The organism is Streptomyces sp. NPDC015220 (assembly GCF_043079345.1).
GTDB lineage: Bacteria > Actinomycetota > Actinomycetes > Streptomycetales > Streptomycetaceae > Streptomyces.
Map to the genome: position 1 here is coordinate 22,638 of NZ_JBIBUK010000032.1, position 12,893 is coordinate 35,530.

The 12,893-nt window shown below is 75.6% G+C and carries 11 protein-coding genes; 5 read left to right on the forward strand and 6 right to left on the reverse strand.

Features of this window, described 5'->3' with window-relative positions; genetic code table 11:
- Positions 1 to 442: 442 nt before the first annotated feature.
- The 3 genes from ACF061_RS36065 to ACF061_RS36075 are packed head-to-tail and all read right to left on the reverse strand — an operon-like array spanning position 443 to position 4,412.
- Positions 443 to 865 (reverse strand): NUDIX hydrolase, encoded by a 423-nt coding sequence (locus ACF061_RS36065; protein WP_392271235.1) that lies wholly within the window; start codon positions 863 to 865, stop codon positions 443 to 445.
- A gap of 12 nt (positions 866 to 877) precedes the next feature.
- Positions 878 to 2,092: a CHAD domain-containing protein gene (locus ACF061_RS36070; protein WP_392271236.1), complete on the reverse strand. Its 1,215-nt coding sequence runs from the start codon at positions 2,090 to 2,092 to the stop codon at positions 878 to 880.
- A complete protein-coding gene (locus ACF061_RS36075) occupies positions 2,073 to 4,412 on the reverse strand; it encodes an RNA degradosome polyphosphate kinase (RefSeq protein WP_392271237.1) in 2,340 nt (779 codons plus the stop codon). Before ACF061_RS36075 ends, ACF061_RS36070 begins: the two co-directional genes overlap by 20 nt.
- Before the next feature lie 204 nt (positions 4,413 to 4,616).
- Here ACF061_RS36075 and ACF061_RS36080 point away from each other — a divergent pair, with 204 nt between their 5' ends.
- The 5 genes from ACF061_RS36080 (at position 4,617) to ACF061_RS36100 (ending at position 9,276) form a co-directional block, all read left to right on the forward strand.
- On the forward strand, positions 4,617 to 5,159 hold the full coding sequence (locus ACF061_RS36080) for an RNA polymerase sigma factor (protein ID WP_392271238.1): 543 nt from the start codon (positions 4,617 to 4,619) through the stop codon (positions 5,157 to 5,159).
- Entirely contained in the window at positions 5,156 to 6,043 is an 888-nt protein-coding gene (locus tag ACF061_RS36085; RefSeq protein WP_392271239.1) for a zf-HC2 domain-containing protein, read from the forward strand. Before ACF061_RS36080 ends, ACF061_RS36085 begins: the two co-directional genes overlap by 4 nt.
- A 76-nt stretch (positions 6,044 to 6,119) precedes the next feature.
- Entirely contained in the window at positions 6,120 to 6,983 is an 864-nt protein-coding gene (locus ACF061_RS36090; RefSeq protein WP_392271240.1) for an ATP-binding cassette domain-containing protein, read from the forward strand.
- Positions 6,980 to 8,557 (forward strand): ABC transporter permease, encoded by a 1,578-nt coding sequence (locus ACF061_RS36095; RefSeq protein WP_392271241.1) that lies wholly within the window; start codon positions 6,980 to 6,982, stop codon positions 8,555 to 8,557. Before ACF061_RS36090 ends, ACF061_RS36095 begins: the two co-directional genes overlap by 4 nt.
- Complete coding sequence (locus tag ACF061_RS36100; protein WP_392271242.1) at positions 8,545 to 9,276, forward strand: ABC transporter; 732 nt, start codon at positions 8,545 to 8,547, stop codon at positions 9,274 to 9,276. The genes ACF061_RS36095 and ACF061_RS36100 overlap by 13 nt, the downstream gene beginning before the upstream one ends.
- A gap of 125 nt (positions 9,277 to 9,401) precedes the next feature.
- Here ACF061_RS36100 and mshD read toward each other — a convergent pair whose 3' ends face one another.
- The 3 genes from mshD to ACF061_RS36115 all read right to left on the reverse strand — a co-directional run bounded on the left by mshD (position 9,402) and on the right by ACF061_RS36115 (position 12,790).
- Entirely contained in the window at positions 9,402 to 10,322 is a 921-nt protein-coding gene (gene mshD / locus ACF061_RS36105) for a mycothiol synthase (protein WP_392271243.1), read from the reverse strand.
- A 237-nt stretch (positions 10,323 to 10,559) separates the two neighbouring features.
- Positions 10,560 to 12,047 (reverse strand): ATP-binding protein, encoded by a 1,488-nt coding sequence (locus ACF061_RS36110; protein ID WP_392271244.1) that lies wholly within the window; start codon positions 12,045 to 12,047, stop codon positions 10,560 to 10,562.
- Positions 12,044 to 12,790 carry a response regulator transcription factor gene (locus tag ACF061_RS36115; RefSeq protein ID WP_392271245.1) on the reverse strand — a complete coding sequence of 249 codons (747 nt, stop codon included), beginning with the start codon at positions 12,788 to 12,790 and terminating at the stop codon, positions 12,044 to 12,046. Before ACF061_RS36115 ends, ACF061_RS36110 begins: the two co-directional genes overlap by 4 nt.
- Positions 12,791 to 12,893: the final 103 nt, after the last annotated feature.

Genomic DNA, 12,893 nt, shown 5'->3' on the forward strand with positions numbered 1-12,893 from the left:
GCCTACCCCCAGCCGGTACGTCCGTCACGGGCCCCCTGTCGTCCGGTTAACGACGAGTAGGGGGCCCCGTCACGCGCCGCCGGACGCGGGGGAGGTCCACAGGAAACCGCAACCGGCCGTTCACCCGGCGTGGGTAGCGTTGACCGCGTGGCGCAGCAGGAGGGGCTCGGCCCCGCCCAGGAGCAGCACCGGGACGGCCTGGAACACCGGGCGCACCCCGGACACCAGGGGCACTCGGCACACCCCGAGCGCCCCGGACCCCCGGACCATCGGACGACCACCGTCGAACAGGGCCGCTTCTGTCTGGCCCGGTGCAGCTGCGGCTGGCGCGGTCCCGCGCGCCGGGCCCGCAGTCTGGCGCGCACGGACGCGGAGGGACACGCGCGAGACGCCTGAGCCGGTCCGGTCCGGTCCGGTCCGGTCCGGACGAGCGGATCCCGGTCTAGGCGAGGCGCAGGGCGGCGAGGAGTTCGTCGACCAGTTCGCCGTCGCGCGGCCGGGTCAGCCGGTCACGGGCGGGGGCGGGCGCGAGCCAGCGGAGGCGGTCCACCTCCCTGTTGGGGGTGAAGTGGCCCGACGTGGCCTCGGCGGCCCAGTAACGCACCTGTTTCGGGCGGCCGTCCGCGGTGTAGGTCACGGTGCTCAGTTCCGGGCCGGGCACGGCGGTGTACCCCGTCTCCTCGGCCACCTCGCGCAGGGCGCCCGCGAGCGGGTCCTCGCCGCGTTCGAGCTTGCCCTTGGGCCAGGACCAGTCGTCGTACTTCGGCCGGTGCACCAGGCACAGTTCGAGCGCGCCGGTCGCCGGCGAGCGGCGCCACAGCACGCAGCCGGCCGCCCGGACGACGCCGTCCTTCGGTGAAGTCACCGGATCCCCTCCTCAGTTGGCGCCGACCGCGCGCTTCTGCCAGGACTGCTGGAAGGCGAACCGGGCCGCCTCCACCTCGTGCCGCTGGTCGGCGTGGAGCACGCCGAGCGCGTACGCCGTCGCCGGGGCGATACGCGGGGTGCGGGCCGCTGAGGACGCGGCGGCCGCCGCCTCCGAGGCGTCCCGGTGCCGGTTGAGCGCCCGGCCGGCCGCCGGCAGCCTCGGGTCGGCCGGGGCGTCGGGCTCCTCGCCGCCGCGCAGCGCCTCCTGGGCGTAGCGGTGCAGGCGCAGCAGCAGGCGCACCTGGTGCCAGGGCGCGTCCTGCGGGTGCGGCGCCGGGTCGGGGGACAGCCCGTGGATCAGCGCCTCGGCGTTGTAGGGGCTGCCCGCCGTGACCAGGGGCAGCGCGGCCACGGCGTCGGTCAGGCGTTCCTCGGCGGCGGCGGCCAGCGGGCGCAGGTCCATGCCGTGCGCGGCGGCGGTGAGGGGGACGTCGCTGGCGAGTAAGGCGACCTTGTCGGCGACGGCGTGGAAACGGGAGGAGCCCAGCGCCTGGAGGGCCGTCGAGTGCGCCCGGGTGCGGGCGAGGGTGAGCTGGCGGTCCAGGAGGGCGCCGGCCTTGGCGGCGCCCACGGTGAGGTTGCCGCGGCCCGGTGCCGGCGGGTGGGCCAGGGCGTCGCCGGGCGCCTCCGCCAGGCCCTTCTGGCCGGGGATGCCCCCGGCGGCCGCTCTCCCCCGGGAGCCGCTGACGGGCTCCGGCGCGGGGGAGACCCCCACCGCCGCGGCGGTCCGGCCGGCCGCGGCCAGGTCGGCGGCGGCCCGGCCGACGGGCACCTGGGCGTTGCCGGCCGGAGCCGGATCGGTCCGGGGCGACAGCCGGTGCAGGGCGAGCAACAGGCGGTCCAGGCGGGCCTGGTAGGCGTGTTCCCGGGCCAGCGTGCCGGAGAGCCAGGCCAGTTCGGGGCGCAGCTCCTCCGCCCAGGCCTCCTCCAGCAGGGGGCGGAAGGTGTGCAGGCTGCCGCTGATGCGGCGGGCCGAGTGGCGCAGGGCGCGCGCCGCGTCGCCGGACTCCGCCGTGCCGCCCGCCGCGCCGCCGCCGGTCTCGCGGTGCAGGCGCAGGGCCCGGAGGAACTCCGTGGCCTGGGCCCGCAGATAGGCCGCGAGGGCGTCGGCGGCCACGGGCGCGGCGGCCGTGGGGTCCGTCGGGTCAAGGTGTCGCTGTGCCACGCCGGCGCCTCCGGGCGTCTATGAGCATCTCCTGGACGTTGCGCAGGGGCTGGCCGTCCGAGTCGGTCGCGTGCCGGGTCCAGTCGCCGTCCGGGCCGAGGTGCCAGGAGGCGGTGGTGTCGGACATGCCGGTCTCGAGCAGCCGGTTCAGGGCCGCCCGGTGGGCCGGGTCGGTGACCCGGACCATGGCCTCGATACGGCGGTCGAGGTTGCGGTGCATCATGTCGGCGCTGCCGATCCACACCTCGGGTTCACCGCCGTTGCCGAAGGCGAAGACCCGGGAGTGCTCCAGGAAGCGGCCGAGGATCGAGCGGACCCTGATGTTCTCCGACAGGCCCGGCACGCCGGGGCGCAGGGCGCAGATGCCGCGCACCCACACGTCGACCGGCACGCCGGCCTGCGAGGCGCCGTAGAGCGCGTCGACGACCGCCTCGTCCACCATCGAGTTGACCTTGACGCGGATGAAGGCGGGCCGCCCGGCGCGGTGGTGCTGGATCTCCTTGTTGATCCGGGAGACCAGGCCGTCCCGCAGGGACTTGGGGGCGACGAGCAGCCTGCGGTAGGTCTCGCGGCGGGAGTAGCCGGAGAGCCGGTTGAAGAGGTCGGAGAGGTCCGCGCCGACCTGCGGGTCCGCGGTGAGCAGGCCGAGGTCCTCGTAGAGGCGGGCCGTCTTGGGGTGGTAGTTGCCGGTGCCGACGTGGCTGTAGCGCCGCAGCGTGTCGTCGCCCTCCTGGCGGACCACCAGGGACAGCTTGCAGTGGGTCTTCAGACCGACGAGGCCGTACACGACGTGGCAGCCGGCCTCCTCCAGCTTGCGCGCCCACTTGATGTTGGCGTGCTCGTCGAAGCGGGCCTTGATCTCGACCAGGACGAGGACCTGCTTGCCGGACTCGGCCGCGTCGATGAGCGCGTCGACGATGGGGGAGTCGCCCGAGGTGCGGTACAGGGTCTGCTTGATGGCGAGGACGTCCGGGTCGGCGGCGGCCTGCTCCAGGAAGGCCTGGACGGAGGTGGAGAACGAGTCGTAGGGGTGGTGCAGGAGCACGTCCCGGCTGCGCAGCGCGGCGAAGATGTCCGGCGGGGACGCCGACTCGACCTCGGCGAGGTCGCGGTGGGTGCCGGCGACGAACTTGGGGTACTTCAGCTCGGGCCGGTCCAGGCTGTGGATGCGGAACAGGCCGGTGAGGTCGAGCGGGCCGGGGAGCGGGTAGACCTCCGCCTCGGAGATCTTCAGCTCGCGCACCAGCAGGTCCAGGACCTCGCGGTCGATGGACTCCTCGACCTCCAGGCGCACCGGCGGCCCGAAGCGGCGCCGCATGAGCTCCTTCTCCAGGGCCTGGAGCAGGTTCTCGGCGTCGTCCTCCTCGACCTCCAGGTCCTCGTTGCGGGTGAGCCGGAAGGTGTGGTGCTCCAGGACCTCCATGCCCGGGAACAGCTCCTCCAGGTGGGCGGCGATGACGTCCTCGAGGGGGACGTAGCGGCCCGGGGAGCTCTCCAGGAAGCGGGACAGCAGCGGCGGCACCTTGACCCGGGCGAAGTGGCGGTGGCCGGTGACCGGGTTGCGCACCACGACGGCCAGGTTCAGGGAGAGGCCGGAGATGTAGGGGAAGGGGTGCGCGGGGTCCACGGCCAGCGGGGTCAGCACGGGGAAGATGCGGTGCCGGAAGAGGGTGAACAGGCGGGCCTGCTCCTTCTCCGTCAGCTCCGTCCAGCGGACCAGGTGGATGCCCTCCTCCGCGAGGGCGGGGGCGACGTCCTCGTGGTAGCAGGCGGCGTGCCGGGCCATGAGCTCGCGCGAGCGCGCCCAGATCATCTCCAGCACCTCGCGCGGCTGGAGCCCGGAGGCGGAGCGGGTGGCGACGCCGGTGGCGATCCGGCGCTTGAGACCGGCCACCCGGACCATGAAGAACTCGTCCAGGTTGCTGGCGAAGATCGCGAGGAAGTTCGCCCGCTCCAGCAGGGGCGTGTTCGGGTCCTCGGCGAGTTCGAGGACCCGCTCGTTGAAGGCGAGCCAGCTGCGCTCCCGGTCGAGGAACCGGCCCTGCGGCAGCGCTTCGGCGTCCTGCGCCGACTCCTCGTAGGCATCGAGGTCGGCGTCGATGTCGGGATCCAGGTCGGAGACCGGCGCCGCCACGGTGTGCGGGCGGTGGGCGGCTATCGAGCCCACGGAGGGCTGGACCTGTGCTGCCTGGGTGTCTGGCTGGCTCATGAACCCATTCTTCCGCGCCCGATGGGATACAGGCGCGTCGGAGAGCGCGGGCGGGAGCACGGCGGCGGACCCCTCTGCGGGCGGCGGAGGCTCTGGCACGGCGGGCGTCATTGAGTGAGCGTCGCAAGCCTGTCTGAATCACCGGTTACGGAGACATGACGTGCGGGATAGCGGGGTGCGGCCCGCGGGCGTCCGGACGTCCTCCGGCCGGCGGGGAGACCGTACGGGACCGGCGGCCGAGGCGTCCGGGGCCCGGTCCGGAAAATGGTCGCCCGTGCCGTGAACCGAACGGCCGGGCCGGTCCGATGAGGGGACGTGAGCGGAACGAGAAGCGACGGGGAACTGCTGCGGGCCATCGCGGCGGACCGGGACCGGCGCGCCTTCGAGGAGCTGTACCGGCGGTACGCGCCGTGGCTGGCCGCGCGGCTGCGCGGCCGCTGCGCCGATCCCGCGATGGTCGACGACGTCGTCCAGGAGACCTTCCTCGCCGTCTGGCGCGGCAAGGCCCACTACCGGCAGGAGGGCGACGTCGCCGGCTGGCTGTGGCGGATCGGCGCGCGGCGCCTGATCGACGCGCTGCGCGGCGACGGGGCGCGCGGCCGGCTGCGCCAGGCGCTCGCCCGGCTGCGCCACCGCGACGAGGCGTCCGCCGAGGAACGCGTGCTCTCGGGGGTCGAGCACGGGGACCTCGCGGGCGCCCTCACCCGCCTGTCGCCGGAACTGCGGGCCGTCCTCCAGGCGACGGTGATCGACGGACTCACCACCCGGGAGGCGGCCGTCCTGCTCGACATTCCGCCCGGCACGGTCAAGACGCGGGCCCTGCGCGCCCGCAAGCAACTGCGGGAGGCGCTGGCATGAGCGGCGACACGAACCCTCGAGGGCCCTGGCACCTGGCCGAGGAGGAGCTGCGCGCCTACGACCGCGGCGAGCTGGCCCCGCCGCTGCTGTGGTCCACCGACACCCACCTCGCCGGCTGCGCCGAGTGCCGGGTCCGGCTCGCCGCGCTCGCCGACCCGGCCGCGCTCGACGCCGCATGGGCGCGGCTGGACGCCGAGCTGGACGCGCCCCGCCCGGGGCCGCTCGAAGGGCTGATGCTGCGGCTGGGCGTCGCCGACCACACCGCGCGGCTGCTGGCCGCCACACCGGTGCTGCGCCGCTCCTGGCTGATCGCCGTGACCGCCGTACTGGTCATGACCGCGGCGGCGTCGGACGCCCTGCGCCCGGCCCACTCGCCCACCCTGTTCCTCGCCCTCGCCCCGCTGCTGCCGCTGGCCGGAGTGGCGCTGGCGTACGGGCCCGTGCTCGACCCGACGCACGAGATGGCCGTGGTCGCCCCGCTGCACGGGTTCCGGCTGGTGCTGGTGCGCACGGTGGCCGTGCTGGCCGTCGGGCTCGGCGTGAACGGACTGGCCACCCTCGCCCTGCCCGGCTACGGGCTGCGGGCGCTGGCCTGGCTGCTGCCCGCGCTCGCCCTCACCGCGACCGGGCTCGCGCTCACCCCCCGGCTGGGGGCGGTCCTCGCGCCCGCCCTGACCGGCGCCGCCTGGGTGGTGTTCCTGCTGGTGGCGGTGGTCCGGCGGCACGGCGACGCGCCGCTGCCGCCGTTCACCCCGGCCGGGCAGGGCGCCGCCGCCGCCGTCGCCGCCCTCGCCACCGTGCTCCTCTTCCAGGTGCGCGACCGCTTTGACTTCGCCACCGCCCGCACGCCGTACACCGACGCGCCGCACCGGGACCGGCCGTGACCGCCGCCGTCCTCACCCCGCGGTCCGCCGTGACCCGCGCCCTTTTCACCCTCGACCCTTCCTACGGGAGTGCCTCGTGACCGCCACCGTCTCCGCCTCCGGGCTCACCCTCCGCTACGGCGGCACCGCCGCCCTCGACGACGTGGCGCTGCGGCTGGAGGAGGGCATCACCGCGCTGCTCGGACCCAACGGGGCCGGCAAGACCACCCTGTTGCGGGTGCTGGCCACCGCCGTGCCCGCCGACCGGGGCGCCTTCACCGTCCTCGGCCACGACCCGGCCACGGTCGCGGGCCGCCTGGCGGTCCGCCGCGCCCTCGGCTACCTGCCGCAGAACCCCGGTTTCCACCCGGACTTCACGGCCTTCGCGTTCGTCGACTACGTGGCGATCCTCAAGGAGCTCACCGACCGCGCGGCCCGCCACCGCGAGGTGCGGCGGGTACTGGAGGAGGTCGATCTCGGCGATGTGCGCGGCCGGCGGATCAAACGGCTCTCGGGAGGCATGCGCCAGCGCGTCGCGCTGGCCGCCGCGCTGGTCGGCGCCCCCCGCTTCCTCGTCCTGGACGAGCCCACCGCCGGCCTCGACCCCGAGCAGCGGATGCGCTTCAGGGACCTGGTCGGCCGCGCCGGCGAGGGCCGCACCGTGCTGCTCTCCACCCACCAGACCGAGGACGTCGCGATGCTCTGCCACCGGGTGATCGTGATGGCCGGCGGCCGGATCCGCTTCGAGGGCACTCCCGCCGAACTGACCGCGCGGGCGGCCGGCCGGGTGTGGTCCAGCGCCGAGCGCGCCCCGGGCGCCCGCGCCGGCTGGCGCACCGGCACCGGCTCCTTCCGAAACGTCGGCGATCCGCCCGAGGGCGCCGACCTGCTGGAACCCACCCTGGAGGACGGCTACCTGCTCACCCTGGACGGCACCGGAGCGGAGGCGAGCGCCCGATGACCACGACCGTCACCACCCCGGCCACCGCGGTGACCCCTGCCCCGGTCGCCGGCGGCCCGCGCGCGCGAGCCGTCCTCGCCCTCGCCCTGTTCGAGGCGCGCGAACTGCTCCAACAGGCGGTCGTCCTGCTCTTCTTCGTGGTCTACACGGCCTCGGCCGCCTGGCAGATGTTCTCCGGCCACCCCGGCTGGCACGAGCTCACCGGCCGCGAGGGCATGGCCGACTACCCGGCCCTCCAGGACGCCGACCGGGCCACCCAGGGCAGCGCCGTGCTGCTCGGCGTCGCCCTGTTCGTCTGCGCCAACCGGGCGGTGCTGCGCTCCCGCCGCCGGGGCACCGACCAGCACTTCGACACCCTGGTCATGGAACCGTGGCGGCGCACCCTCGCGCACGCCCTCTCGGTCCTCCCGTTCGCCCTGTTCACCGGCCTGGTCGTCGCCGTCCGCTTCGGCTGGGCGGCGCTCAGGCCGGGCGCGGTCGGCCACGGCTCGTTCTTCGAACTCGCGGTGGCCCCGCTGACGGTGCTGCTGTGCGGCGTCGCCGGTGTGCTGCTGGCGCGGCTGATCCCCTCCTCCTTCGCCGCCCCGCTCCTCGCGGTCGCCGCCTACGTCGCCGTCCTGGACTTCCTGGTGCTCGCCGACGACGCCCACTGGTCCCGGTGGCTGTCCCCGGTCGTGACCGAGACCGGCGCGGACCCGCTCCCCTCCGACCTGGTCGGCCGCCCGGCCGCCTGGCACGCGCTCTACCTCACCGGCCTGACCGCGCTCCTGCTGTGCGCCGCGCTGCTGCGCGCCGGCGGCCGCTCCGTCCGGATCAGGGTGGCGACCGCCGTGGCGCTGGCCGCCACCGCCGCCGGCGTCGCCGGCCAGTCCCCGGGCCCGTCCGCCGCGCTCCAGGCGGCCCGGACCAAGGTGTCCGCACACCCGGAGAGCGTGGAGTCCTGCACCGTGCGCGGCGCTACGACGTACTGCGCGCTGCCCGAGTGGACCGGCCGGACCGCCGACTGGGCGAAGGCCGTCGACCGCGTCCGCTCCCTCGCGCGCGGCGACGCCGCCGCCCGGCCGCTGACCGTGCGGCAGCGCGTGGAGGCCCGCTACGGCCTCGACGGCGACGCCTCCTACGACCCGCTCGGCACGCCCGGCGCCGTCACCGTCGGCACCCGCTGGGGCGGCAACCGCGTCCCCGAGTTCTCGGCCGGGCTGGCCGCCGTGCTGGTCGCCGGGGACGAGGAGGCGGCCGGCCGGGTGTGCGACGGCCGGGTGGTCACCATCATGTGGCTGGCGCTGGGCGCCGACCCCGACCCGCTCCGCAGCCTGCGCGCCGTCCGGCTCGACGACAGCACCGAGGGCGGCGCGTACGTCCTGACGCCCACGACCGGTCTGCTGATGAGCGCCGGCCAGACCAAGGTCGTCACCGAGCTGCTGCACCGCCCGCGCGCCGAGGTGACGGCGCGGGTCAGGGCGCACTGGACGGAGCTCACCACGCCTGGCGTCGACACCGCCCGGGTGGCGCGACTGCTGAGCGTCCCGGCCACCGGCCTGGGCGGGGAGGCGGGGAACTCGTGCCACGAGTAGAGGCGAAGGACACGGACGAGGCCCGCGGCGGCGCGGGGCGCACGGCCGCGCTGCGGACGCTGGCCGGGGTGGTGTGGCGGGTGCTGCCCTGGCGGGTGCTGGGGGCCGCGGGCGGTCTGGGGGCGGCGATCGCCGCCGGGACCCGGCTGCCCGGGCAGGCGCCGGGGGCGGTGACCGGCCTCCTGGTGCTCCGACTGGCCGCGCTCGTCGGCGGGTTCGGGCTGGCGTTCCTGTTCGACGACCCCGCCCGGCGGACCACCGAGGCGGTGCCGGTGCGGCGACCCGTACGGGCCGGGCTGCGGCTGGCGCTCGTCGCGCCCCTCGCGGGGGTGTGGTGGACGGCCGCGCTGTTCCTGGTGCCCGGGGCGGCCCGGCCGCCGGCCGGCGCGGTCACGCTGGAGGCGGCCACGATCTGCGCGGCCGCCGTGGCCCTGGCGGCGGCCTCCGTACGGCTGCGGACCGAACCGAGCCCCGGCGCGGGCGTGGCGCTCACGCTGCTCGCGACGGCCGCCGCCGCGGTGCTGGCGCCGAGCAGGTGGAACCTGCTGGTGCAGCCCGGCGACCCCGGCTGGGCGGTGGCGCACCGGTGGTGGTCGGTGCTGCTGGTCGCGGCGGCGGTGACGTGCGTCGCGTGCCTGCCGGAACCGCTGGGCCGGCCGCGGCACGCGACGCGCACCCGCACTCCCGGCCCCGACGCCCCGTCCCCGTGCGGCGCCTGAAGCGCGCGGGCCCCCTCCCGTCGTCGTGCGGCGCCTGAAGCGCGCGCGCCCCCTCCCGTCGCCGTGCGGCGCCTGAAGCGCGCGCGCCCCGTCCTGCGCGGTGTCCGAGGCGCGCGGCCTCGGTGTCACGTCTCCGTGCGGTACATGAGGTCCGTCTCGTACGTCGTGAAGCCCATCCGCTCGTAGACCGCCACCGCGGCCTTGTTGTCGGCGTCGACGTACAGCATCGCGGTCGGCAGGCCCGCCGCGGCCAGGTGGCGCAGACCGATCACCGTAAGGGCCTTGCCGAGCCCGCCGCCCTGGGCGCCGGGACGGACGCCGAGGACGTACACCTCGCCGAGCCGTTCCCGCTCGTGCACCTTGGTCCAGTGGAAGCCGACCAGCCGGCCCGCGCGCTCGGCCAGGAAGAACCCGCGCGGGTCGAACCACTCCTGCGCCTCGCGGTCGTCGAGGTCCCGCTGGGTGAGGGAGCCCTGCTCGGGGTGGTGGGCGAACGCCTCCGCGTTCACGGCGAGCCACGCGGCGTCGTCCTGGCCGGGGACGAAGGCGCGGACCGTCACGTCCTCGGGCAGCACCGGCTCGGGCAGCTCGAAGTCCGTCAACGGCCGCCGCATCTGGCGCAGTTCGCGGAAGAGGGTGAGGCCGAGGACCTGTGCGAGGTGGCGGGCGGCGGAGTGTCCGCCGTGCGCCCACACCCGCAGCCGCTTGCCGGAGGCGGCCAGCAGCGCGGCGCCGAGCGCCCGCCCGTGCCCGTGCCCGCGGTGGCCGGGGTGGACGACCAGCTCGGCGGCGGGCGCCTCCACCGGGTCGGTGTCCTCCAGCTGCGCGTAGCCGACGAGTTCGCCGTCGACGCTGAGCAGCAGGTGGGACACGCCCTCGCGGGCGCCGCCGCGCAGTTGCAGCCGGCCCTGTTCGGACACCGCCTGCTGACCGTCCTCGCGGGCCGCTGCCGCCAGCAGGTCGAGCACGGCTTCGGCCTGGTCCGCGGAGAGTTCGGAGAGGGTGTCGAGGCTGCGGGCGATCGGTGCGGTGTCGTCGCTGGTCATGGCTCAGAGCGTACAGAGCCGGACCGATCGTCCGGCAGTGGTCCGCGACAGGACGGTCGCGGGGCACCGGGCGCGGACGGCGCCGCCGTAGCCCGCGGGCGGACGGGATCCGGCTTCCGCGCATCCGGCGTACGGCCGCGGTGCGACCGGCCGTGGCAGGCGGGACGGCCGTACGCGCCTCAGGACGCGAGCCCGTGGGCCCGGCGTCGCGGGTGGGTCCGTGGCCGGGCGCGGGCGTCACGGGCGGGGCTGTGCGCCCGGCGTCTCCGGCGGCGGGGTCGGCGCCCCCGGCAGCCGCACCGTCGCCACCGTGCCGCCGTCCTCGGCCGGGGACAGGGCGACCTCGCCGCCGGACTGCCGGACGGTGCGGGCGACGATGGACAGGCCCAGGCCCGAACCGGGCAGTGCGCGGGCGCTCGGGGAGCGCCAGAAGCGGTCGAAGACGTGCGGGAGTTCGTCGGCGGAGATGCCGGGCCCGTGGTCGCGGACCGTGAGGACGCCGTCGGTGAGCCGTACGTCGATCGTGCCGCCCTCGGGGCTGAACTTCACCGCGTTGTCCAGGATGTTGACGACGGCCCGCTCCAGCGCGGACGGTTCCGCGCGTACGAACCAGGGCTCCACGTCCGCGGTGATCGTCAGCTCCGGGCCGCGCAGCCGGGCGCGGCGCAGCGCGGCCTCCACGGTGTCCTGGAGTGGGACCACCTGGATGCGTTCGCCGCGCTGGCTGTCCGAGCGGGACAGTTCCTGGAGGTCGCCGATGAGGGAGGCCAGCTCCGTCATCTGGGCCTTCACCGAGGCCAGCAGGGCCTTGCGGTCCCCCTCGGGCAGCGGCCGGCCGGTCTCCTCGCTGCGGGTGAGGAGTTCGATGTTGGTGCGCAGGGACGTCAGGGGCGTACGGAGTTCGTGGCCGGCGTCGGCGATGAGCTGCTGCTGGAGGTCGCGGGAGGAGGCCAGGGACGCGGTCATGGAGTTGAAGGAGCGGGACAGCCGGGCGACCTCGTCCTCGCTGTCGTCCGCCACGGGGATGCGGATGGTCAGGTCCTCGGTGCGGGCCACGTGCTCGACGGCCTCGGTGAGCTTGTCGACCGGGCGCAGCCCCGCGCGGGCGACGGCGAGACCGGCCGCGCCGGCGCCGACGACCCCCAGGCCGGAGACGAGGAGGAGGATCAGCGCCAGGTCGTTGAGGGTGGCATGGGTGCTCCCGAGCGGGGTGGCGACCAGGAGGGCGGCGCCGGGGAACAGATGGGGTTCGGTGCCCAGGCCCTGGGTCACGACCAGGGGCACGGTCAGCACCCGTACGGCGTTGCCGTCGCCGTCGGTGCCGTAGCGGGAGACCAGCCGGCCCCGGCCCTGGGCGGCGTACCGGATCACCTCCTTGTCGGCGGCGGTGGCCGACACCACGCCCGCCGAGTTGGACGAGACGCAGGGCGGGCCGTCCGGCCGGACCAGTTCGAGGTAGAGGTTCTCCCGGGTCCGCAGCTCGCCCTGGGCCCCCTGCGGGGTCTGGGTGCAGTCGCTGAGGGCGCCCACGACCTCCGAGTAGCGCTGCGGCTGCTTCGTCGCCTGTTTCAGGTCCTCGTCCACCTGGGCGATCAGCCGGCCCTTCACGATGAACCAGCACGTCACGGACACCGCGGCCACGCCGAACGCCACCGCCGCCGCCACCAGCAGCGCCAGCCGGGAGCGGATCGGGAGGGTGCGGTAGCGGCGCACGGCCCGGATCACTCGGCGCCGCCCTGCCGCAGGACGTACCCGACCCCGCGCACCGTGTGGACCAGGCGCGGCTCGCCCCCGGCCTCGGTCTTGCGGCGCAGGTACATCACGTAGACGTCGAGCGAGTTCGACGAGGGCTCGAAGTCGAAGCCCCAGACCGCCTTCAGGATCTGCTCACGGGTGAGCACCTGGCGCGGATGGGCCATGAACATTTCCAGGAGCGTGAACTCGGTGCGGGTCAGCTCCACCTGGCGTCCGCCGCGGGTGACCTCACGCGTGGCGAGGTCCATGCGCAGGTCGCCGAAGGTGAGCGCGTCGCCCTCGTCGGCCGCGCCCGCCACGGCGGACACGTAGGAGCTGCGGCGCAGCAGGGCCCGGATGCGGGCGAACAGCTCGTCCAGCTCGAACGGCTTGACCAGGTAGTCGTCCGCCCCGGCGTCGAGCCCGGTGACCCGGTCGCCGACGGTGTCGCGGGCGGTCAGCATCAGGATGGGGGTGGTGTCGCCGGCGCCCCGGATGCGGCGGGCCGCCGTCAGGCCGTCCATGCGCGGCATCTGGATGTCGAGGACGACCAGGTCCGGCTGGTAGGCGGTCGCCTTCTCCAGCGCGTCCGCACCGTCCACGGCGACCTCCGTGCCGTACCCCTCGAACGCGAGGCTGCGCTGGAGTGCTTCGCGCACCGCGGGCTCGTCGTCGACGATCAGGATGCGCTGGGGGTCGCGGTCACGGTCGCGGTCGCCGTCGGCGGGGCTCATCGTTCGGTCTTCCTCGGGAGGCGGTGGGGTGTGGGCGGGACGGTGTCAGCCTCGCACGTTTCCGGGCCGGCGGGCGGTACGCGCCGTCGCTCACGGCGCGACC

Bases quoted from the DNA above. Each gene is read 5' to 3' on its own strand.
- ACF061_RS36095 (WP_392271241.1), top strand. From the start codon at position 6,980: ATGACCACGACCGTCACCACCCCGGCCACCGCGGTGACCCCTGCCCCG.
- ACF061_RS36115 (WP_392271245.1), bottom strand. From the start codon at position 12,790: ATGAGCCCCGCCGACGGCGACCGCGACCGTGACCGCGACCCCCAGCGC.
- ACF061_RS36075 (WP_392271237.1), bottom strand. From the start codon at position 4,412: ATGACGCCCGCCGTGCCAGAGCCTCCGCCGCCCGCAGAGGGGTCCGCC.
- ACF061_RS36085 (WP_392271239.1), top strand. From the start codon at position 5,156: ATGAGCGGCGACACGAACCCTCGAGGGCCCTGGCACCTGGCCGAGGAG.
- mshD (WP_392271243.1), bottom strand. From the start codon at position 10,322: ATGACCAGCGACGACACCGCACCGATCGCCCGCAGCCTCGACACCCTC.